We start from the raw sequence: 23,850 nt of genomic DNA, 5'->3' as shown, positions 1-23,850 counted from the left end.
TATGAGAGAACTCTGGTCGAATGCTATCATTTAGAAGTATCGAAATTTTTACATAAATATGTACTTTATTGTTATCACATATATCACTTATACGAAGGGAAAACCCCTGCGGTTGTAGATGGGAAACCCGAGGGAAGTGGCCTGTTTTTGTGCTGTGTTGTAGAAAAGGTGCAAAGCACCTTTTCTACAACACAGCACAAAAAGGGTGCAGGCGCGCACGCGCCTGCCAGTAGGTCAGCAGCAGGATCTCTGTGCATGAGTTTTCGCACCTGCGGTGCTCAAACTGATTTTTAGTATGTGGTGTCGGAAAAGTTCGAAGAACTTTTCCGACACCACATACTAAAAAGGGCGCAGGCGCGCACGCGCCTGCCAGCCAGGGAGCAGCAAGATCCCGCTGGTATGGGGGGCTGACACTCTCTTAGAAAAAGGATGCAGGCGCATGAGCGCCTGCATGACACATTCTTAATCCCTTTAAGGGGTTATTTATACCGGCAGTGCGGGCTGATTCAAGAGGGTATCAATCGTACTGCGACGAACGCGGTATGCCTGACGTTTGCCTACATGGGGGAGGGAAACAGCCTCCAGTGTCCCGTGTTTGATCCAGCGTCGGACCGTGGTATCATCTACACGTAAACGTCGCGCGACTTCACGTACGGTCAGCAGCTCATCAGTTTGTTCCATTGTTGTATACTCTCCATTTAAAGTAATGTTTTTAACTACATGTAGTGTTACTATCGGCTGGCTGATAACCCATTGCCATTTCCTGGCCATGCAGATATATGGCATTCAACCAGACATCTCCCAGATCGCATGACAGGAAGGCAGGTATTTTGTGACGAAAGATCTTCTCTGACGAGAAAATATGATCGTGCTGTTCATTCCTTTCTTACACGCTTAAAGGTACAAATAGTGCTGCTTACTATGCTCAGTTGGCTGACAATGATGCTACAGCATTAGTATAGTGAGGACGTGATAGTGTGTGTTCCACCGTCAGGTGGAGAAAAAGGTAGGATCACACATGTACGTCTGTCATGGTAGCAGAGAGTCTTTGCCACGTTATCCGATCAAGTAGGGTGGCATACTCTATGAGAACACCTGTTTGACCCGAGGGTGTATCAAGGTCTCCATTTTGAAGTGGCGCTCCTGTAGATATTTTGCATAAAATATGGATTTGATGCCCCACTCAAAAATCACCTGCCAAAGTATTTTACTCCTGTATTGTTATTATAATGATGAAATAAAGAGTAAACTATAGATTTGACTATGCGCGTAATAGACGAAAAATCTAGCTGTACACGTTTAGATTACCCTGGATATGGGCCTTGAGTTTATTATATAATAGTGATTGTTTGCTCTACTGTGAGAATGTATTGTGTGCAGGGATGCGTGTTGGTGAAGGAGATGTGATGGAGACGAGTTGGAACACGCAGCTACTACTGGCGACTAAACTAACTGTGCCTCGAAGCTATGCCCAGGCTGTGGTGCCGCGCGTACGCCTCTATCAGAGATTAGCTACTGCCATCCACTATCCTCTCACCCTGCTGGCTGCTCCGGCTGGCTTTGGCAAAACGACGTTGCTTGGTGAATGGTTACGCGACGTTCCCCATGTGGCGGCCTGGCTTTCATTGGAGCGTAGTGATAATGATCTGATGCGCTTCTGGCACTATTGTGTCGCCGCTTTAGGTACACTGCATCCAGAGTTCGCCGCCTGTATTCAGCCAACTCAGCCACTTGAAGAGATGTTGACTGCCTTGATCAATACCCTGGTTAGCTATCCCACAGAAGATATTTTCTTTGTATTGGATGATTATCATGTGATTGACGATCCAGCGATTCATGAGTCGCTGGCTTTTTTCCTGGCGCATCTCCCCGCTCATTGTCATTTGATCATCAGTACCCGTGTTGATCCTGCGCTACCGCTGGCACGTTTACGGGTAAGAGGCCAGATTTTGGAACTCCGTTCGACTGAATTGCGCTTTACGCTTGAGGAGACGGAACACTATCTGGTGCAGGGTCTCCAGTTATCGTTAGAGTCAGAGAATATGCTGTCCTTGCAACAGGGGACCGAAGGTTGGGCGGCTGGTTTGCGGTTGATTGCTCATGCTCTGCAAGGAGAAATTGGGATAGAGGCGAGAGCGCGGCTTGTCACATCTTCTACGCATGTCAATCGCGATATTCTGCACTATTTAACGGAAGAAGTATGGATGACGCTTCCCGCTGAGATTCAGGAGTTCTTGCTGGAGACGGCTATCCTGACACGTCTGCATCCCGCTTTATGCGATGCGGTTACCGGACAGACGCATGGACAGCGTATGCTGGATTGGTTGGAACATGCCAATCTCTTTATTTCTCTGCTGGATGAGCAGAACTGCTGGTATCGCTATCATCCTTTGTTCGCGGATCTGTTGCGGCAACGCCTGCTCCTGTGCTCACCTGAGCGCTTGCCAGAATTACATTTGCGCGCCAGCTGCTGGTATGAGCAGGCTCAGATGATGAATGAGGCGGTTGAGCATGCCCTGGCAGCGGATGCCTTTGAGCGTGCCGCTGATCTGATCGAGTACTGTGTCTGGCCGTTATGGATACAGGGAAAGACTCCTCTGGTCTTTGATTGGCTTGCTCGTTTACATGGACATATTACTCTGGCAGCACGTCCGATGATCGCGTATCTATCATGTCTGGTCTTTTTACATGCCGCCCAATTTGCTGAATATCAGCAGGCACTTTGTATTGCGCGCGAGTGCTGGCAGGAGACGCAGAATGTTGAAATGCTGAGCTGTCTCTGTGAGTTGCAGGCGTATTGTGCCCTCTGTCAGGGGGATGGTCCAAAGGTATTGGCGTATACACAGGAGGCTCTGGCTTTCCAACAACATAAGTCACTGGCATCCGCCTGTTCGCATGTCTTACAGGGGGCGGGCTATCTCTATAGTGGTGATCTTCAGCAAGCCAGGGTGGAACTACTGCTGGGACAGCGGATCGGCATACAAACGCATCGTGTGCTGGCGATTGCCGGGGCGGCGCTCTATCAGGGAGATCTCTGTGCGTTGCAGGGTCAGTTCCATGAAGCGATGAGTTTTTATTCCCAATGTATCACCAATACAGGGAATTGTGTGATCTGGTTTCGCGTGCTGGCCCATGTACGTGCGGGACAAATATATTGCGAATGGAATGATTTGTCCCATGCCCGGGAACAGAGCGCACGGGTGACGATGCTCAGTGAGCATTTCTGGCATGGACATCGCAGTACCGTTGCTACGCTACTGGAAGCACGTATCGCCTGGGCTGCTGATAAACAGGATGAGGCACTGGATTTGCTGGACCAGCTGGAAGCTGAGGTGCAACGCTCAGAAAAGTCCCAGTTAGATCTGGCCTCAATCGCGGCGTTGCGTATCAAATATTGGCTGGCGCAAGGAAAAAGTGCGCAGGCTCAGGACTGGCTGGCGCGGATGCAGCCTGCCGATCTGGATGGCCTGGGAATACGGGAACGCGAACTCTGGTGCCAGGCGCGGGCCCGCGTCTTACTGGCGCAGCATCAGCCAGAGTTGGCAGTACAATTGCTAGTGGCGCTCCTGCCTGCTCTTCGCACGCAAGGTCGTGTCTTCGATGAGCTACAGATACAAACAGTGCTGGTGCAGGCTTATGCTGCGCTTGAGGATAGCCGACATATCCGACCGGCGCTAGAACGCCTCCTGACGATGGCTGAGGCAGGTGGTTATCGTCGCCTCTTCCTTGAAGAAGGACAGGGCATAAAGAGTCTTTTGTCTGATTTATATCATCGTCAGCAGAAACGCTATTCTGGCGATTTACAGCCCAGTACATTGAAATATATACATTCATTGTTGTTGATGTTTGGATGTAATGTCGAGCCACGCGATTGGCAATCCTGGCAGAAACGGGCGCAGCGAGCGCAGGCTTCGCTAGAACAATTAAGTGAGCGCGAATTAGAGGTGCTCAAGCTGATTGCTGAAGGCAATTCCAATCAGCAGATTGCGTGCACACTGGTCGTAGCTGAAAGCACCATTAAGACTCATCTTAATAATATCTATAGTAAATTGAACGTGAATTCGCGCTTGCAGGCTCTGACACGTGCTCACGCTGTGGGCCTGCTCTCACCGTGACTTTAACATGTGTCTGACTTCCCGGATCTTTGCGATCTTCGCATATGAGTTTTCGCAGCAGAGGTGCTCAAAAATATAATAAAAAGTGCAGGCGCGTGAGCACCTGCACTGAAATTACTTTTCGGTGGATTTGGAATGTGCTAGCGGTTCGGTATCAACTTCGCTACGCCGTAACACGCCTAGATCATACGCGCGTGTGACTGCTTGCAGGCGTGTATGGACGTGGAGTTTGGCGTAGATGTTATTGAGATGGGTCTTGATGGTGCTGACCGTGACAACTAATTTCTGCGCGATCTCCTGGTTTGAGAGCCCTTCAGCAATCAGTCCTAATACCATATACTCACGCTCGCTGAGGCGGTCGATCAGGATGTCATCGTTTTCCTGAGAGACGAGCCAGAGCGGCGGTTTGGCATCTGCACCAAAAATGGTTAATAATGTGTAGAGATAGCCGAGCGCAATATTTTGCGGTTCACTGACCGTACGGCGTTGATAGCGGCTATAGAGTTCGGTCAGTAGCGCCGCCATCACGTCCCCTTCATCCACGAAGATACGGGTATATCCATTGGGCTCAGCCAGGATCAGGGCCTGCTCTAATGTTTGCAGCGTATATTGCGTATTCCCTTCCATGTGATATGCCAGCGTAAGTAATATCAGGAGCGCGATAGCGGATTCAGTTCTTCCCTGCTCGTGCGCTATCTGATAGGCTGACTTCAGGAGTTGTTGCGCGGCCTGACTCTGTGTTTGATCGATGAGTAAGCGGGCATGTGCTTTAATCCAAGATTCTTTTTCATAGACGGGCATGCTATCGCACAGCTCTGGAGTGGATTGAGCTAACCATTGCCGGGCTGTGCGTTGATCCCTTTGTGCTAGTAGAAAGTGTATACGGATTTCCGCCAGCTGTGCCAGAAACGTTTGTTGGATGCCGAAGCGTTGTGAGCTTTGCTCTGCCTGATCGAGGAAGCTAAAGGCTGTTTCGGGATCATTCTGTAACCAGACCAGGCGGGCGGTGATCAGATAGCGTTGTGAGGTGGCAATATCTTCATATTGGGTGTGTTCTGCCAGTTTCTGGGCCTGCGTTTGATGTTCAAGTGCGCTGGCCAGCTCATTCCATTCACGATAGATATCCGCCAGAAGAATATGAGCGACAATTTGGTAGGCTACAAAGCGCGTGCTTATTTCGGATAACATTTGCTGCCAGGTCTGTTGCGCCAGGCGTAAGTTGCCCTGGAGACGTTGTAGATAACCCAGATAGAGCAAGGCGTCTAATGTGACCACAACGGCGTGATGCTTCTGGCTCAGGCGATATCCTTCGGCCAGGTAGTGTTGTGCTTGCTGACAGTTTCCCACGTTGAGATAACCCGCTCCAAGATGTACAAGCGCGCTACTATAAAATAAGGGCGCTTGCTCTTCACTGATCAATGAGAGTGCTTGTTGCGCGTATTTGATAGCAAGGAAGGCCTGTCCACGATAGAGGGCAACCCGAGCACGCAGATCATAGGCGCAGCTGAGTGACGCTTGATTCTGTGTTTGTTGCCAGCCAAGTTCTGCTCTCTTTAATGCCGCTTCAAAGTTTTCCATCTGCGCTTGATAGCAGTGCATACACGCCTGCAAAAATGAGAGCATCGGACAGGTGTTAAAGATCTGCTCTGGTAAGCGGCGCAACCAGCTCAGCAGCAAGAGTCCATCCCCCTGTTGAATAAATGTCCAGGCATGCTGCTCAATGAGTTGTGCGGCATGCTGCATCGCCTCAGCCGCGATTGCGTGTTTAATCGCATCGCTGATCATGCCATGCTCTTCATACCAGTTTCCGGCGTTATGATGCAGTTCCGCTTTCAGCTCTGGATACTTCTGATTGAGGCGATAGCAGAGTAAATCTCGAAAAAGCTGGTCATAGCGATACCATGCCTGCTGGGAATCTAAGATATTCAAGAACAGATTATGCCGCTCCAGCCATTCGAGCATTGCCTCGCTATTGTGCTGGCCGGTGATCGCATCGCACAGTTTCACGTTGAGTTGCTCAAGGATGGCTGTCTTCAAGAGAAAATCCTGCACCTCTTCCGGTTGCTGTAATAGCACTTCATCGGTTAAATAATTCATGACATTTTTATTGATGCCTGTAAATGTTTGGATGAAATGCTGTTTTGCGCTGGCACTCTCCTTATATTGCAGGGAGAGCGCGGCAAGTTGGAGGCCCGCAATCCAGCCTTCTGTGCGTGTATGTAGTTCAGTGATTTCGTTACTGGTCAACTCTAGCTGCATGGTCTGGCTTAATAAGAGCGAGGTTTCATCCAGGGTGAAGCGCAGATCGTTAGAACGGAGTTCACTGAGCTTGCCCTGCACCCGTAGACGTGCCAGTGGCAGTGGTGGATCATGCCGTGTCAGTAGAATAAGATGGAAGTTTGGGGGGAGATGCTCCAATAAAAACATGAGCGACTGATGGATGGCTGGTGTATTGATCGTGTGATAATCGTCGAGTACCAGCACGATCTCCTGTGTGATATCCATCGATATATTGATGACGTGGGTCAGAATATTTTCAAGTGAGAGCGACTGGAGGGTTGTTTCCCAATCCGCCAGTAAGGCATCCAGTCCGAGATGGAGTGGATGTAGCGCTGTGAGTGCATAATGCCAGAAGCGCAACAGATCATTATCAGTCTCTTCGAGCGATACCCATACGGCCTGGACATGGCGCTGGCGAATCCATTCACTGACCAGGGTCGTTTTGCCAAATCCTGCCGGGGCGGTTACTAGAATGAAAGGACGTTGTAGGCCAGCATCCATTTGCGTATAGACATGGGTACGGGGGATGAGCCTGTTCAAATATTGTGGCGGAATGGCTAGTTTTGTTGTAATGAGTAGCGGATCATGAATTCCTCGCTCCATCAGAGACTCCTTTTCCACGTGCTCCTGTGGGAATGTGTATGTCATCTTCATCGTGACAAAACGCTCTCCCTCCTCTTTCTATTATCGGCGGAGGACCACAGTAGAATAATAGGCATGATGTTTACTATTTATTCGACGCCTACAAGGATCTCGTCATGTAAAATACTGTTTGTTTGCTTGTCATAGTATATCATAGGAGGTTATTTTGTGTCATTGCCACCCGTGAAGGACAATACCGTTTCAATACGAGGAATGGATAGACAGACTACGAATTCCCCACCCTTTTTGTTTATCATTCCTTTTCTTGAAACGGTACTGTACTGCCCGTGAAAGATGGCTCCTACGAGCCGACGCGTTGGGGGCGAGCGTGTTGGCGGGATGGTGGGATGTTTTGTGGTGGGAGAACTGGTGCGACAAGAGGCAGTGTAAAGACGACGTGTGTTCCTTCTCCAGGTGTACTTTCGGCCCAGATCTGTCCACCATGTGCGGTAATAATCGCCTTGACGATAGCCAATCCCAACCCGCTGCCACCAGTCTGGGCGGCCCGCGAACGATCCGCGCGATAGAAGCGCTCGAAGATATGGGGGAGATCCGCTGGATCAATCCCGATGCCGGTATCGGTAACTGCTACCAGGATCTGGTTGCCCTGCTGTCGTGCGTCGATGCTAATCTTGCCTTCAGCTTTCGTATGACGACGCGCGTTATCAAGGAGATTTAAGAGCACCTGTGTAATACGATCACTGTCGGCCTGTACCTGTGGTGTAGTTGTCGGGATGGTATTTTTTATTGTAATCCCCATTGCTGTGCATTCTGGCTCGATCACCGCTACCGTTTCATCCGCCAGGGAATGGAGATCCAACGGAGCCAGATCAAGCTGGATCTGTCCCGCTTCCAGCATGGTCATCTGGCGCACATCAGCTACCAGACGACGTAAGCGTTGAATCTCTCGTCCAATCCGCTGTGCCGTCTCCTGCCGCGCCTCTGGCGTTGTGATCACATCGTCCGCAATCGCCTCACTCAGTCCTTGAATGGCCGTCAATGGTGTCGCCAGATCATGCGCAATATTCGCAATCAGCTCGCGGCGCATCTGATCCTGATGGCGCAGTTCGTTCACATCGGCCTCAATAGTATCGGCCATCTCATTGAAGGTCTGTGTCAGTAGTCCGACTTCATCATGAGAATTTGGTTGCACATGTTCGGTATAATTGCCGCGCTTCATCTGTTCGGCCGCCACTGTCAGCGCTTCCAACGGCCGTACAAAGCGTCGCACAAAGAGATAGCTACCCAGGGCCGCAATGATTGCGACTCCAAGGCCCGTCATAATAATGGACCAGTTAATCTGATTGATGACATCGGTGACGGCGGAACTTCCATTGATAAAGTTTGGGGCAGCCATATACAACACACCCACGGTCTGGCTATTGACGACCAGTGGTGTACTGACATAGATGGCTGAAACGGTGTCATTCGCATTTGTAAGGTTTACATCACCGGAAAGCTGATCTATTCCTGACAGGGTTTTCTGCGCAACTTGCTTGATTGCGCTATTATCGCAATTTTTCTTTGTGTATTGATTATTGTTGTATTGTTGTCCAAAAAATGAGTTGCCTGAAGAGTCTGACGCACTGCAATAGGTGAGTGTCCCCTGAGCATCAAAAACCATGAGAATCTGGGATGGAGGCACGCCATCCTGGAAGCCCGCGATATTATTAAAGTTTCCACGCTGTGCGTAAAAATTGAGGAGCCTGTTAGTGAAAGGCGCGACGGTATTTTTTTTAAGCTCGGCAATCTCTACCTGATAGTAGTAGTTGCGGATCACAATAGAGACAGTGAAGGTAAGCACAAGCACAGTGCCCAGAATGACAAGGAGGTAGCTGAGCACCAGTTTGGATTTGAGGCTGAAGCCGGATGCTTTGTGACGTGCGCTCATGCGATCTCTCCCTGTTTGACTTGCAGTATTATGCGTGTTGCGTGGTAGCGTTTGAGGTTGTTGTTGGTGTGGGCACAAATTTATAGCCGACCCCCCAGACCGTCTGGATATGATGGGGCATACCAGGGGCTGCCTCGATCTTTTTACGCAGCGTGCCGATATGAACATCGACGGTACGACCATCTCCCAGATAGCTGTACCCCCAGACCTGATTGAGCAGCGATTCGCGGGTGAAGACTCGATCAGGCGATGAGGCGAGCGCAACCAAAAGATCAAATTCTTTGACGGTCAGCGCGATCTGTTGTCCATTGGCTGTGACGCGTCGGGCGGGTAGATTAATAATCAGGCCCCCAAATTTCCGTTCTTCAGTGGCAGAGGGGCTGACGCTTTCTTCTCTAGTCGCCTTCTCTTCTCCCGTATGGCTGACGGTCGCGGTTGCGTTGGTATTGCTCGTGCGCCGCAAAATAGCTTTGACACGGCTGACCAGTTCACGTGGACTAAACGGTTTGATCAGATAGTCATCCGCTCCGGCTTCCAATCCCGCAATACGGTCATCTTCACCCTGGCGTGCTGTTAACATCAGGATAGGAGTGCTGGCCCAGGCTCGAATGCGTCGACAGACTTCCATTCCATCCAGGATCGGAAGCATCAGATCGAGGACAACCAGATCTGGTTGTTCGCGGGCATGCAACTCCAGGCCAGCGATGCCGTCGCTGGCCGTGCTGACTGCATAGCCGGCCTGTTCCAGATAGAGCCGGATCACCTGCGTGATATTTGCTTCATCCTCTATAACAAGAATCTTCATACCAGTATCTTACCTGTAACACATCAAAGAAATAGCAGGAAATTGTAAGATTTTTGTATTGTCTTTACTCGAAGGTCGAACGAAGATAGCCAAGGCGTTCCAGAGCCATATAGGCGGCGGCGATCTGACCCTGGACTGCAAACTGGCCCGTGGCAATCAGCTGCAGCAATTCCTGTGGGGTCACCAGCATATTCTCAATCACCTCAACCGGATCAATCTTCTGTTCGCCCGTGAGCTGGATGTTTTGCGCCAGATACCACCAGATGCGCGTCTCTGCGCCGGTAGGATTGGCATACATATGGGCCAGCAGGATCATATCTTCCGGGGCCACGCTATAGCCGCTCTCCTCCATCAGCTCCCGATGGGCCGTTAGAACAGGCTCATCGCGCTCATGGGGATCGATGCCGCCAGCCGGGAACTCCAGGACTTCCAGCCCGATACCATGCTTATACTGACGATTCAGCAAAAAACACCCATCGGCCGTCACTGGCACAATACCGACCCAGCCAAAATTCTCGATAATGTAATAATCGTGTAGCGTCGGGCCATCGGGTATCGCCACCTGCTCACAGCGCACGCTCAAGTAGGGAGTATCGATCAAACGTGTATAGGATAATACCGTCCAGGGTTTCTGTTCAGCCAACGTCTTCATGCTCCTTCTCTTCTGAAAACCTCTGGTTCTATTGTACGATATCCCCGCACAGAAATTCTATTTATGGGGCGGCTTTGAAGCGGAGTTGGAAGAGAAACTCGCGGTTGCCGTCACGTCCCAGAATGGGTGAATCTTCGATCCCTGCCACCGTGAGACTGGTATTTTGCTCGATCCATGCCTGGAGTTCTTGCTGGACGCGTTGATGGACCAGTGGATCTTTAATCACTCCCGCCCCGCGATCCACTTCGGCTTTGCCAGCCTCAAACTGGGGTTTAACCAGCGAAGCAATCCAGGTGTCCGGCGACTTCACAAGTAAGGGGATCAGCGCGGGGAGTACCAGTCGCAAAGAGATAAATGAGACGTCGATGACGGCGCACTGGATCGCTTCCGGCAGGCTGGTGACATTACGGATATTGGTGCGCTCCATCACGATTACACGTGGATCATTGCGCAGCTTCCAGGCGAGCTGTCCATGTCCAACGTCGATAGCATAGACATGAGTTGCTCCGCGTTCTAGCAAGCATTCTGTGAAACCACCCGTCGAAGACCCAATATCGGCAGCGATCCGCCCGGCAGGATCAAGCAGGAAGGCGTCCAGCGCCTTTTCGAGCTTCAGGCCGCCGCGGCTTACATATTTTAATTCGGGCGAGATTCCTGCGATATGGCAGTGCGCATCGAGTGGCACAAGGGTGCCAGGTTTATCCACCATCCGCTCTCCCACATAGACCTGCCCTGCCATGATAATAGCACGGGCGCGCTCCCGGCTGGGAGCCAGTCCTAACCGCACCAATGCTACATCGAGGCGCTCTTTATGTACTGCCATGTTGTGGTAATCTCTCCTTTGTTATGAACAATGATAATAGACCAGGGCTCCGGCACCAACCAGACCTGCATCCGTGCCTAATTCGGCCAGCACTATCTCCGCAGCTTCTTTGGGAACTTTCATCGTTCGCTCTTGAATAAGACGTCTGGCGGGTGCCAAAAGGAGTTCCCCAATCTGAACAACCCCACCGCCCAGCACGATGCGTTCGGGATTAAATATATGAATGACATTGATGAGTCCGACACCCAATCCTTCGGCCGCGACATTGAGAATAGCCTGCGCCTCTGGTACTCCGGCTTCAGCAGCCTGCGCAACCATACGAGCATTCACATGAACCCTGCCCAGGTGCGCACGCGCTCTATCAGAAGGGGTATCCGCGCCTGCCTCCTGCGCCTGATGGGTGAGCGCGAAATTAAGCAAACCCTCGCCTTTGCCAAGCGCGATTAACTCATGAGCACGGCGTGCAATTGCCGTACCGGATGAGATGCTCTCCCAGCAGCCGATATTGCCACAGTTACAACGCACCCCATGCCAGTCAATGGTCATATGACCCAGTTCAATAGCTGTCCCTGAGATACCTTCAACAATGTTTCCATCCGCGATAATGCCACCGCCAATGCCGGTACTGATAGTGATATAGGCGATTTCTTTACTGCCACGGCCCGCGCCGAACATATATTCACCTAGCGCCGCTGCATTGGCATCGTTTTCTACAAATACAGGTATATTAAATTCCTCAAGGAACATCGTGCGCAATGGTACATCGTTCCAACCGGGCAAATTGGGTGGAGCATAGACCACACCGGTGCGGTTATTTAATGGTCCTGGTGCGCCAATACCGATACCTGCAACCTCATCCAGAGTAATATGCGCTTCCTGCAATGCCTGATAAACTGATTCGTACATTCGAGGAATGATACGATCAGGAGAAGGATTCTCGCCAGTAAGGAGTCCAACACGAGAGAGTAATTGAGAACCCCGCAGCACCGCGGTACGGATTTGTGTCCCTCCGAGGTCTAATCCTATCACCAGTGGCAAATTCTCAGATGCTATCTGCCTGGAAGATTGGATCTGCTCTATCTTTGTGTCGCTCATGACTTTGTAGCTCCGGGTTGTAATTTCTTAACCTAGATGATACTGCATTTCAAGCCATGCAACAAGAGCTTTGATTTCATGCTCAGGGCTATTTAATTTTCCCTTTTCCCGCCGCAGGCGGGGGAACGGAAGAGAGGAGCGAGGACTGTCATGCCCCCGGCATGCCTGCCATCGCGCTCCGGTCAGGATCTGCCGCCCCTAACAACCCCGCTTTTTTCCGAACATTAAATAGCCCTGTTTCATGCTCTGGAATGGCGGTGAAAAATAACTATCCTAATATTGCTATGGTGGCACGTTTAACTATTGCTATTAAGTTACGTTTAATTATAGGATGAGTTGTTATTAATAGGCATATTATGCCTATGTATTATTGGTACGACAAAACTTTAGAAAAATTACAAAAATCCCCCTACAGGTAAAAGGAGACTCTTATGTCATCCAACTCTGGTACTCCGGACTACTCCAGCTTTTTGGCTATCTATGGAGTGGTAATGCTTGTTATCATTCTGGTATCTATTGTTTTTTCTCTTGTCATCTGGTGGCGTATCTTTTCCAGAGCGGGCTACAGTGGTGCACTGAGTTTATTAATGTTTGTTCCAATTGGCAATTTGATTGTACTGTTAGTGCTAGCATTTGGTGAATGGCCGATTTATCAAGAGTTGAATATGTTACGTCAGCAGGTCCGTGGGCCGCAGCAACCCTATCCATCATATAATTCCTATCCACAGGGACCACAGCCACCTCAATTCCCTTCAGGTGCGAATCAGCCAGGTGGGCCACAATATCCTCAGTACTAATAGCGTATATCTCATATGCAGGGCAAGAGATATAGATAGTTGTTCTGCATCTCTTGCCCTATGTTCGTATCCAACTCTCATTGATACATGCTTGAAATGAAGTTGTAATGCAGGTGTGCAGGTTACATCTGGCTGGTGTCGCTTCTGATAATCAGAATGAAGCAAATACTGCTGAGCAAGAAAAGTATCAGTGCGATCCATCCTGAAACTTGTACAGCGTTTTCGGAGGGGCCGGTCAGTGTGTTGCTGAAGGCACGGCCCAATTGATAGATGCTCATGGCGAGAAAAAATAGCATAATGACAACGCTTACAATAGCCATGCCGACTTTTTTGCCCATTGCGTTGCCTTTCATTGATTCATATCTATTTAACATCTTTTCACTTCCTCGTGAGGATTTTACAGGAAACGAGCCAGAAAGCCCTGTCCATTCATGGCAGGGATGAATGGCTCTTCCTGATTGACAACCATTAAAACATTTGGTATACTCTCCTGTATGAAATGAAGCCATTGCAAAAAGATTCGTCTGAAGACGATGAGGCACGATACCCACCTCACGGTTGGTTGGGCTTCATGCACCACAAGAACAAGTGGTTGGTACCCAGGGGCACTCGGAAACCTGCAAACCTCGGTTTGCGCAACGCTTCTGGACATGTGGACCGCTACCTTTCAGTTGTGAGACTGATGGGCAAGTCTCATGGATGAAGGAAGAATCCCTGTGCATTTATGCCAGGGAGTGTCAATTTAGCAAGAAAACGTCGCAGTGCAGGTTTTTTTGCACATGACTCTACCTCTTCGTATGGCGCAGAGAAAGAGGTGACAACAAAAGCAGACCACACCCTCGCTGGGCGGTCTGCTTTTGTGCGATGGATAGTGCAGGAATCAGTGCAGGGAAGAAAGTGAATTCGCGACATAATGCGCCACTGCGGCCAATCCTCCACATATAACCAGGGCTCCAATTACATATGGAATCACGATACTCAAAATGGCTTTATCGCGTGAGAGGTTATGCACTCCCCTGATCACAAACACATTGATGAGGATGCCATACGCTAAAAAGATGAGGCTGACAATCGGCGCAAAGAAGAGCGATGAGGTATGGGTCAACACAAAGGCGGTGATAATAATACTCCCGATTAGCGTGAGTGGCACCTGATAGAGTAGCATTGAGAAGGCATGTCCGGCAAAGTGCCCACGTCCACCAAGGGCACGCGCAATGACAAATTGCAGCGTAACCCCGATGATAAAGAGGATTGGGACCAGAATGATCTTTAGAATAAAGGCCCCCAGCGTGGCTCCTACTGTAATGACATCAAGCAGCGCAAAAAACACATTTGAGCGTGTATTGATACCTGCCGAATGATCATGGAAGATACCCCTGATGGCCCCTAATACAGCGGGGATAGCGACGAGTATCGCCAGTTGAATCCATATCAGCGGCCAACGCGCATATTCCGCTGCACGCGCGAAGGTTCGAGCCGAAGGTCTGAGAATAGCTCTCGCATAGAGACCGAGCAATGATAATACAGGAGTATGTGATGGGCCAGGTCGAACTGCGTATGCACCTCCTGCTTGCTGATGTTTCGCATTCCAACTCATAGAGCATTACCTCGCAACTTCTCAGGTATAATGGAGCACTAAATTTCTTAAGCAAGCTGTCAATACATCATATCCAACTATAAAGAAATATGCAAATGCAGCTCATCATATCTGATAAGCACTACTATGTGTAGGAATCTTTTCGCGCGCTTGCAGGGGATGCAATCTCCATAGGTGCGAACGTAAGGCTTTTCAAGCGGGATTGCAAAGGGCGGCCAGCCCTTTGCCGGGGTTTGGGGTGTCCCCCCCAAAAAAAATACCTCTTTTACTTCTTTTATTTGTCGCCGCACGCGGCGGCGAGAGGGAGGTAAGAGACCGTGGGACACATTCTTAAAGATCCTCACTATCGAGCCAGATAGTGACCGGGCCTTGATTGCAAAGCTGAATATCCATAGCTGCACCAAAAATGCCACTGGCAACAGGAATCCCATAGGCTGTGAGGGCCTGTTTGAATTGTTCAAATAAGGGTTCTGCGAGATCTGGGGAGGCGGCGGCGGTAAAACTGGGCCTGCGACCACGGCGCGCATTGGCATAAAGCGTAAATTGTGAGACCGCCAGGATTGCGCCGCCAATATCAAGGACTGAACGATTCATCTTCCCCTCGGCATCCTCAAAGATCCGCAAATGGACAATTTTCTCTGCCAGGGTCTTGATCTGAACTTCGCTATCCCCCTGACCTATCCCTAAAAATACCAGCAGACCATGCTCAATCTGTCCCACAATCTGTGTCTCAACCGTAACGCTGGCCTGGCTCACACGCTGTAACAACGCTCGCATATGCTCTCTCCCAACAATTCTTTTTCGGCTTATTTTACCATAACAGAGTGCTACTGCTTTGCCGCTGGTATGGTATGCGGGGATAAGGAGAGGCGTACGAGAAACGGAGCACGGACCTGTGCTTATGCTTCGTGCTGTGCCTACGTTTTTGATCAATTGTTTTGGTTATGTTAGATATGACGGTGGTACGGGGATATTTTTGTTTTATGCTTCGGGGGGGAGGGGATCAGGTGGAGGGGCGACCTGTACGCCGATGGCGATGGCGATGGAGATTTGTGCCAGGTCGGCGATACTGACATCAAAGGCTGTCAGGCCCAGGTATTCAGCGCGTTTTTTGGCGTTGCCATGCAGGCGCACCGAGGGGCGTCCACTATAGAGTTGGACTACCTCCATTTCGCGCCATGCCACGCCGCGCATGCCGGTTCCCAGGGCTTTGCAGATAGCCTCTTTGACCGCAAAGCGTCCCGCCAGGCGGGCGACCTTGCCACGGCATTGAGCTACTTCGAGTTCGGTGAAGACACGCTTTAAGAAACGCTCACCGTGTTTTTCATACACCTTGCGGATACGATCCACCTCGATAATATCGACGCCAACGGCGACATTCACGCCCTGTGTCTGATGCAGGGCGCCGGGAAGACCCGTCACGCCTCCTGGACCGAAGAGCCAATCAGGGATTGGCTGTCCGGTTTGTCGTACGAGTGGGGTAAAGAGTAATGGCTGATCTTCCTGATGCATGCTATATCTACTCCGTTATTTTAGCTCTCGCGACCAATTAATGTTTCCTGGATCGCCTCTTCCTCATCAAGGCTGGTAGTATCCTCAGATGATAGCACAGACGGTGCAGGATTGGTTGCACGCCCCATACCACGGTAGTAGAATCCATAGCGTTTCATTTCAGCTGGATCGTAAATGTTGCGTCCATCGATCAGGACAGGACGTTCCATGACGGCACTGATCTTCTGCATGTTTAAAGCTTTAAATTCATTCCATTCCGTGACGACGACCAGTGCATCGGCCTGTTCCGCAACCTCATAAGGATTTTTACAGAAGGTTACAGCATCCATATTGACATTTTCATGGCGCAATGCCTCACGACCGGTCTCTGTGGCAATGGGATCATAGACACGCACGCTGGCACCCTGGCTGGTGACCCAGTGGATAATATCGACGGCTGGTGCCTCTCGCATGTCATCCGTATTTGGCTTGAAGGCCAGACCCAGAATTCCAATTGTGGTACCACGCAGGGAACCCAGCATATTGGTCAACTTTGAGACCACCAGGCGGCGCTGATCATGGTTGATGTCCATCACAGCACGCAACATCTGGGGATGTAAGCCAGCCTCGTCAGCCATGTGGGCCAGGGCCCGCACATCTTTCGGGAAACAGCTACCGCCATATCCCAGGCCAGCATCCAGGAAGGCATGCCCGATGCGTTTATCATATCCCATACCGACGGCAACCTGTTTAACATCGGCCCCCAGACGCTCACAGATCTGCGCGATCTCATTGATAAAAGAGATCTTGGTTGCCAGGAAGGCATTCGATGCATACTTGATCATCTCGGCTGTATAGAGGTCTGTGATCACGAAAGGGGCGCGTAACTGTAAGTAGAGGCGTGCTACTTTATGGGCAGCCTCTGGCTCAGTTGAGCCCAGTACAATACGATCAGGATTCTGGAAGTCGAGCAGGGCTGCACCTTCACGTAAGAACTCAGGATTGGAGACGACCGAGAATGATGCTTGAGGAGATTTTAAATTGTTTTGAATGACGCGTGAAACAACGTCACCACTGCCTACTGGCACCGTGCTCTTATTAATGACAATTGCATAGTGATCGAGATTCTCGGCGATGCTGCGTGCTGCGCTCTCCACAAAGCGCATGTCTGCGCCTCCCTGAGTATTGCCGGTCGGTGTGTTGACTGCGATGAAGATAAATTCGCTATCTTTCAGACCCTCCTGATAATTGGTTGTAAAATGCAAGCGGTCCGCCTGCACATTGCGCTCAACCATCTCTTCCAGGCCTGGCTCATAGATGGGGAGAATCCCCTGTTTTAAACGGTCAATTTTTTCTTGTACGATATCAACGCATGTGACGGTATTACCTAGATCGGCGAGGCACGTGCCTGTTACCAAGCCTACATAGCCTGTTCCAATTACGCAGATAACTGACACTACTTTACTCCTCTGCAATTACGAATGGGTTTTCATACTTTTCTTCTATAATAGTTGTTGGCTGCCCATGACCTGGAAAGACAACGAGATCATCTTCAAGGGTATATAATTTATTTCGGATCGATTGCTCAATCTGTTCATAGTTCCCCCCTGGCAAATCGGTTCGTCCGATGCTGCGATAGAAGAGGGTATCACCGCTAAAGACACAATAGGATGGGCTGATTAAACTAATGCCGCCAGGAGTATGACCGGGGGTATGCATAACTTCAAGGCTTAAGGTCCCAAATGAAATATGGTCCCCTTCTTGAAGCAAAATATCTGGCTTCCTCTTGACTAATGGAGTCGGAAGTCCATAACTTTGTGCTGTTCGTTCATCTGTATAGAAAGGAACGTCAGCTGGATGAATTGCAAGTGGTACCGGATATACTTCACTGACCGCATCAATGGCACAAATATGGTCAATGTGTCCGTGAGTGTTTATGATATACCTGGGAATAAGCTTGAGCTCTTGAATCGTCTCAAGAATTCTTTCTGGCTCATCCCCTGGATCGATGATAACTGCCTCACGTGTGTCGGGGCAAGCATAGATATAGCAATTTTCCTCAAGAGCGCCAACCGTTACACATGCAACGATTGGCATGTTTTGTGTATCTCTTTCAGTTTCAGGCATGCTGTCCGTTCCTCCTGGCCCTCAGGCGAAATAACACTGAGAGTCATTATAGCATAGCTTGCTTTCAATCACGATATGCATAATGGATTTGTGCCTGCTGGCAGGCGCGTCCTTTGAATTATCGAATGGCAGCTATCATTCTCCATGGAGAAAGAAGTACCATTGTTCGATGCACAAAAGCAGCGCCTCTTTGTTTGTGCCATATCATCCGCCTTATGAGTGCTGGACTCTCATGATTTTATCAGAGAGTGTCAGCCCCCCAATACCAGCGCGATCTTGCTGCTCCCTGGCTGGCAGGCGCGTGCGCGCCTGAGCCCTTTTTATGGTGTAGTGCAGGAAAGGTGCATAGCACCTTTCCTGCACTACACCATAAAAAGATGTTTGAGCACCACAGGTGCGAAAACTCATGCATAGAGACTGTGGAGACCACGAGAGGCTGACACTCTCTCACATGACCTTTTTTTAGCACCTCAGGTGCTAAAAAAAGGTCATGGGTACGTAAACATCTACCTGATATTGAAACGCTTGAGCAGCTACCTGTTTGGTAAGATTGAAAAAGAATAGGAGGATGTTACTATTCCTATTCAGACTATCTGGCACAATCTGGGAAATTTGCTGATTGGTGAGTAGGTATATGGACGAAATGGCAGTTGTAATGTAGAATGTGTATTATAAAGAACGAGCTACATTATCCTGCGTTCTGGTGCCGCATGAGTGCCCCCAATTGGCGATTGTCAACTCAGGAGGAGTAGAGGAAAGCATGTCGAAGGATCACCTGGAAAGACGAACCTACCGTAAAAGCCCTGGACGTCAGTATGGCTATGATTATAATCCATTGCGCACCCCCAACGATTCTAGTGTGCGCAGTAATCCTACCAATGCTGCGAGCCGCTCTGGTATGATGCTGGCACAGCGACCTGACCCCCGGCGAACTCGACAGCTCATGCGTCAAAGTATCATTGCGAGTAAACGTCCGGGCGAGGATGGCATTGAACAGCTTGAATTTTCAGACCAGCCCAATCCAGAAGCGGGGCTGGTTGGTTCGCGCTCTGGTAGGCGTTCAGGCGCACGTCATAGCGGAGCGGAAGAATATGGCTCGAATGTGCGCTTTGTCCATCATCCCATCCGTCAATCGCGCTCAGGACGCGCCGATGTTCCTCCGCTACCTTTTACCAGCTCTCTGCTAGTGCCCTCAGATGATGAATACGATGAGCATGATAACGATGATGAATATGGCGATATCTATCGCAATGAGGATTGGCGTGATTTAGCTGAAGTTGATCCTGATCTGGGGATTGAGGAATCTCTTAATCAGCGTGTACGCTATACGCGTACATTTGATGATGATTATGATGATGAGCCGTCTTTGCGTCCAGCGCGAGCATCATCTTTGCGCCAGCCTGTTCCGGCAAAATTGACGCAGCGCCTGAGCCCGGCCCTTCCTGAGCGTATCTATCCCGATGAAGATCCAAACTACGAATATGAGTATGAGTATGAAGAGGATCGTTCGTCGGTGGGACAGTCGAAGCGTGGCGCTAAAAAGAAGAAGCTTTCACGACGCGGTTTATTAATTGGAGCCGGGGCGGCAGCCGTGGCTGGTGTAGGATTCGCCGCCATTGAATATGGTCCCAAAGTGCCGCAAGCGGTCGGTACTGTTGGCTCGAATGTGGAGCAGCAGGTACAGGATGCCTTTAATAAAGGCGTGAGTCAGGGCGTGGATCAGGCTCGTAAGGAATTTGTTTCCTCCCTGGATACGCTTGAAGGTTTTACTCTTGAGGGGGCCATTTCTGCTGCCCGCCTGACACGCGAGGCTTATGATGTCTTTGTCTCACCGATTGTAAAATTTGGCGCGACCATCACTGGCGATGTATTACAGGGCATGCTTAAAGCCTTTAAAACGGCTCGTGAATGGCTGGCTGGCGTCTACCAGGATAACGCAACGTTAATTGCCATTCAAAAAGTCCTGGAGTCCTGGGTTAATCAGGTAAACCTGATGCCAAAGCAACTGGATGCCATCACCCAGTCTGATCTGGATGGCGCTCAGGCCTACCTGCGAGCCTTACAACGCAAGGTCGCCGACGAAAAGGCCAAAATCAATGCCACCAGGACGCCAACGGCCGCGTCTCCAACGGCGGTTCTTCCTCCGCCTGCAAAGAAAAAATAGCCCTCCCGCGCACGGAGCCTCATCCTTTACGATGAGGCTCTGTGTGGATCGGCATTCCTCACTCTTGCCTGTCTCCAGGGGTATTCTTCCCAGGCATGTTATAATGCGCCTGAATGTTTCCACTTTTGCTATCTTGATACAGAATAGTTGTTGTGCAGGTATCTTTATTTTCGCAATTGCCTGCAGGGAAGGCTGGCCGCTGTATTATGCTCATTACGCGTATTGAGTTAGAAAATATAAAAAGTTATCGTCAAATTAGTGTGGATGTTCGACGTGGCACAACCGCTATCAGTGGTTCCAATGGCGCTGGCAAAACGACGCTGGTTGAGGCTATCGGTTTCGCGCTCTTCGACCATCTTTCCTATAATCAGAGCCAGTTTATCCGCGAAGGCGAAAAAAGTGGCAAGATTGTCATTCATCTGATCGGTAGCGACGAGCGTCCTTACACGGTAGAGCGCCGTATCGGTTCTGGCGCGCACTGGCTGATCTATGACAAAGAGGCCGATATGCGCCTTGAGCAGCGGGCTGACGTTCTGGATAAGCTTCACGAACTCTTTGGTATTGAGCGTGGCCGCTCGCTGGATGCCCTCTTCCGCGACGCCCTGGGTGTTCCACAGGGAACATTTACCTCCATCTTCCTGGAAACTCCAGCCAAACGGAAGCTTACCTTTGATGCCCTGCTCCAGATCGAGGATTATCCCACAGCCGCTAAGAATCTGCTTGATACCCAGAATTATTATAAAGCTCAGGCCCAGGAACAGCAGAGCATCATTGATCGCCTGCAATATGAGACGCGGGATTTGGATGCCTGGCGCGCAGATTTAAAGGTGAAGCGCCAGGAAGATCTGCAGAATATGCAACGCAATGCACAATTGAGTGAGCAACTTATTCAATATGAACGGCGCAAAGTTGTTCTGGATCAACAGGCCGAGCAGCTCAGAGAACTGGATATTCAGCATCAGCAAGCCTCCCAGCATTATGATTATGCCCTCCAACTGCTACAACAACGTACCCAGAGCTATGAGGCTGCTCGCACCGCCCGGCAGATTGTGAGTGAGTCTCAGGTGGATTATGAACGCAATCAGCAGGCCACCCTGACGCTCCGCGACTTACGACAACAGATCAGTCAGCGCGATGCCTTGCGCCAGCAACACTCATCGATAGAGAGTACCCGCCTCCAGCTTGAGGAGCGCATCAAACATCATCAGGATCAGTTGCAGGAGGTCGAGAGCGCCCGCCGCCGTATTGCTGATCTCGCTCCACTGGTTGAAAGGCAGATGAGCCTGGAGCAGCAGCGCGATGAGGCGCGCCAGCAGAAGCAGCGCTATGATGATATCACGATCAGGATCGAGCAGGCGCAGGCACAATATAAACGCTTGAAACAGGAATGCGAACGTTGTCAGGTCCGTATCAGTGCTATCGAGCCCTTGCAGCCGCTGGCTCAATTGCTGGAAGCGCGCACTGAGACCTATACCGATTTACGAGCTCTGGCTGGTCGTCGTAGCGAAAAGCAGCAACAGCTCCAGGAGAAGATCAGGCTCTTGCAAGAAAGGCAGAAAGAGCACGATCCACTGAATGTTAAACTCGCGCGCGCTGAAAATAATCTGGAATATATCGCAAAGCATCGTAGCGAGGCCGGGGAGCAGCCAGAGCTCGAACAGCGCTTACTGGAACTTACCGCACAGCGGAACCGTTTAGAGGGTAACGTTGAAGGTTATGCCCGTTCGCGGGCACAATCAGCTGGTGGACAGTGTCCTTTGCTCAATGAAAGTTGTCTCAACATCCGCCAACGTGGCATCGTCAGTCTGGAGTCTTATTTTGAAGATCTGCTGGTCACAGAAAAGCAAAACATCGCAATTATTATCACCCGGCAAAATCGTCTGACGGAGCGCATGGATCAGATCCAACCCTTTGTAGAGGCTTTGAGCAGACAACAACTCTATACTGAGAAGCGCGATGCACTGGCAGAACAGATGCAGCGTCTGAAACGCGATATCACACGTTCAGAGCAAGAAATTGCTATCCTCAATCAAGATCTGCAAGCTATCGAGCAGGTAGAACAGCAACTGCAAGAGGCGGAGAAAGAGTTACGTGAGAGTCGGAACGCCGATAAGCAGGTACGTGAATTGGATGGCTTGCAGAAGCAGCAGGAGCAATGGCATCGTCAGCTTGAACAGGTGGCTGCCGATATCCAGACATTTCAACAAGAGGCTACACAATTGCAGGGGAGCTTGAGCAGACTCAAGCAGCTTGAAGCGGAACTGGTTGCATTGAATGATCCCCGTTCTGAGAGCCGAGCCAGACAAGAGGTGATTGCGAAAGAGGCCCAGTATCAGCAACAGCTTGCCAGTTCTCGATTACAGCAACAGCAGTCAGAGGAGCAGTTACAGGCCCTGGATAGCCAACTGGTAGCTTATGCCACGCTGGATAGTATGATCGCGCAGCAGGAGGCTATTAGCCAGCTCAGTAAGGCTGGTTATCAGCGTTATCTCCAATATCAGAATGAGGCCCAGCTTCTCCCTGAACGCACAGAGGCTTATCAGCAGCAAAGCACGGCCACTGCACAGGCCGCACAGCAATTGCAACAGCTTCAGCAAGCCTTTCAGCAGGCTCAGGCAGCTTTCCAGCAGCAAGAACTGGATACCCTGCGCACAACGATTGGGCAGCTTAAAGATACGCAGAACGAACTGGCCGGAAACATGAAATCTCTGCAAGAGCAAATTGCGAAGCTGGAACAGGATATCGAACGAGCCGAGGCGCTCTATCATGAATTAGAGACGGCCCGTACCGAACAACAGACCTTAAACGATCTCACCAAAATGACCGAGCAGTTCCGTGGCATGATTAAAGAGGCCGCTCCCCATGTTTTAAAGGCGATGTTGGCCGATATTTCCGCGGAGGCTAATCGTATTTTTGGCGAGGTGATCGGTGATCGCAGTGTCCAGTTATCCTGGCGCAATGATTATGAGATCATTATGCGCCGCCAGAGCGTTGATCGCAGCTTTGCCCAATTGAGTGGCGGCGAGCAGATGAGTGCCGCCCTCGCGGTCCGTCTGGCGCTCCTCAAGAAGCTCTCAACTCTCAATATTGCCTTCTTCGATGAGCCCACCCAGAACATGGATGAGCTACGGCGTATGAATCTGGCCGAGCAGATCCGGCGTGTGCGTGGCTTTGATCAGTTGATTGTGATCAGTCACGATGATACGTTTGAACAGGGACTCGACAGTCTGGTTCGTCTCAACAAGGTCAATGGCGAGACGCGCATCCTCGATGACGATGATGGAGCATTGCCCCAGGCCACCTTTAACCAGACCTGGCAGAGTGATACGGGAACGCATGGACAGGATCGTTCATTGCTGTCGACTAACTAG

The 23,850-nt window shown here is 50.4% G+C and carries 17 protein-coding genes; 4 read left to right on the top strand and 13 right to left on the bottom strand.

What is annotated here, in order from left to right; genetic code table 11:
* Positions 1-483: 483 nt before the first annotated feature.
* The gene (locus F1593_RS00570) at positions 484-771 is read right to left on the bottom strand and encodes a helix-turn-helix domain-containing protein (protein ID WP_503826814.1); all 288 of its coding nucleotides are present in this window, start codon (positions 769-771) and stop codon (positions 484-486) included.
* Positions 772-1,406: 635 nt separating this feature from the next.
* Between F1593_RS00570 and F1593_RS00565 the strand changes: the two genes are divergently transcribed.
* Complete coding sequence (locus F1593_RS00565) at positions 1,407-4,115, top strand: winged helix-turn-helix domain-containing protein (RefSeq protein ID WP_172631754.1); 2,709 nt, start codon at positions 1,407-1,409, stop codon at positions 4,113-4,115.
* A 114-nt stretch (positions 4,116-4,229) separates the two neighbouring features.
* Here F1593_RS00565 and F1593_RS00560 read toward each other — a convergent pair whose 3' ends face one another.
* The 6 genes from F1593_RS00560 to F1593_RS00535 form a co-directional block, all read right to left on the bottom strand.
* Positions 4,230-6,998, bottom strand: coding sequence for a winged helix-turn-helix domain-containing protein (locus F1593_RS00560; RefSeq protein WP_172631753.1), 2,769 nt, complete (start codon positions 6,996-6,998; stop codon positions 4,230-4,232).
* Between the two features lie 340 nt (positions 6,999-7,338).
* Positions 7,339-8,928, bottom strand: a complete 1,590-nt coding sequence (locus F1593_RS00555) for a sensor histidine kinase (RefSeq protein ID WP_172631752.1) — start codon at positions 8,926-8,928, stop codon at positions 7,339-7,341.
* A 28-nt stretch (positions 8,929-8,956) separates the two neighbouring features.
* On the bottom strand, positions 8,957-9,733 hold the full coding sequence (locus F1593_RS00550; RefSeq protein WP_149399231.1) for a response regulator: 777 nt from the start codon (positions 9,731-9,733) through the stop codon (positions 8,957-8,959).
* A 64-nt stretch (positions 9,734-9,797) separates the two neighbouring features.
* Positions 9,798-10,376 (bottom strand): NUDIX hydrolase, encoded by a 579-nt coding sequence (locus F1593_RS00545; protein WP_172631751.1) that lies wholly within the window; start codon positions 10,374-10,376, stop codon positions 9,798-9,800.
* A gap of 70 nt (positions 10,377-10,446) precedes the next feature.
* A complete protein-coding gene (locus tag F1593_RS00540; protein WP_149399227.1) occupies positions 10,447-11,208 on the bottom strand; it encodes a TlyA family RNA methyltransferase in 762 nt (253 codons plus the stop codon).
* A 21-nt stretch (positions 11,209-11,229) separates the two neighbouring features.
* Positions 11,230-12,303, bottom strand: a complete 1,074-nt coding sequence (locus F1593_RS00535; RefSeq protein ID WP_149399225.1) for an ROK family protein — start codon at positions 12,301-12,303, stop codon at positions 11,230-11,232.
* Positions 12,304-12,734: 431 nt separating this feature from the next.
* Between F1593_RS00535 and F1593_RS00530 the strand changes: the two genes are divergently transcribed.
* Positions 12,735-13,100: a DUF805 domain-containing protein gene (locus F1593_RS00530; protein ID WP_149399223.1), complete on the top strand. Its 366-nt coding sequence runs from the start codon at positions 12,735-12,737 to the stop codon at positions 13,098-13,100.
* A 122-nt stretch (positions 13,101-13,222) separates the two neighbouring features.
* Here the strand turns inward: F1593_RS00530 and F1593_RS00525 are convergent, their stop codons facing one another.
* The 6 genes from F1593_RS00525 to F1593_RS00500 form a co-directional block, all read right to left on the bottom strand.
* Positions 13,223-13,474, bottom strand: coding sequence for a hypothetical protein (locus F1593_RS00525; RefSeq protein ID WP_149399221.1), 252 nt, complete (start codon positions 13,472-13,474; stop codon positions 13,223-13,225).
* A 506-nt stretch (positions 13,475-13,980) separates the two neighbouring features.
* Complete coding sequence (locus F1593_RS00520; RefSeq protein ID WP_149399219.1) at positions 13,981-14,697, bottom strand: YIP1 family protein; 717 nt, start codon at positions 14,695-14,697, stop codon at positions 13,981-13,983.
* A gap of 330 nt (positions 14,698-15,027) precedes the next feature.
* The gene (gene dtd / locus F1593_RS00515) at positions 15,028-15,474 is read right to left on the bottom strand and encodes a D-aminoacyl-tRNA deacylase (RefSeq protein WP_149399216.1); all 447 of its coding nucleotides are present in this window, start codon (positions 15,472-15,474) and stop codon (positions 15,028-15,030) included.
* A 204-nt stretch (positions 15,475-15,678) separates the two neighbouring features.
* Entirely contained in the window at positions 15,679-16,209 is a 531-nt protein-coding gene (gene acpS, locus F1593_RS00510; protein ID WP_149399215.1) for a holo-ACP synthase, read from the bottom strand.
* Between the two features lie 20 nt (positions 16,210-16,229).
* Positions 16,230-17,645, bottom strand: a complete 1,416-nt coding sequence (locus F1593_RS00505; RefSeq protein ID WP_149399213.1) for a UDP-glucose dehydrogenase family protein — start codon at positions 17,643-17,645, stop codon at positions 16,230-16,232.
* Between the two features lie 4 nt (positions 17,646-17,649).
* Positions 17,650-18,315 carry an MBL fold metallo-hydrolase gene (locus F1593_RS00500; protein WP_216368736.1) on the bottom strand — a complete coding sequence of 222 codons (666 nt, stop codon included), beginning with the start codon at positions 18,313-18,315 and terminating at the stop codon, positions 17,650-17,652.
* A gap of 760 nt (positions 18,316-19,075) precedes the next feature.
* Between F1593_RS00500 and F1593_RS00495 the strand changes: the two genes are divergently transcribed.
* Both F1593_RS00495 and F1593_RS00490 read left to right on the top strand, forming a co-directional pair.
* The gene (locus tag F1593_RS00495; protein ID WP_149399211.1) at positions 19,076-20,479 is read left to right on the top strand and encodes a hypothetical protein; all 1,404 of its coding nucleotides are present in this window, start codon (positions 19,076-19,078) and stop codon (positions 20,477-20,479) included.
* Positions 20,480-20,631: 152 nt separating this feature from the next.
* The gene (locus F1593_RS00490; protein ID WP_149399208.1) at positions 20,632-23,850 is read left to right on the top strand and encodes an AAA family ATPase; all 3,219 of its coding nucleotides are present in this window, start codon (positions 20,632-20,634) and stop codon (positions 23,848-23,850) included.

This window comes from Dictyobacter arantiisoli, from assembly GCF_008326305.1.
Classification (GTDB): domain Bacteria; phylum Chloroflexota; class Ktedonobacteria; order Ktedonobacterales; family Ktedonobacteraceae; genus Dictyobacter; species Dictyobacter arantiisoli.
Note: the sequence above shows the minus strand (reverse complement) of the source record. Positions and strands in the feature narration are given on the sequence as shown.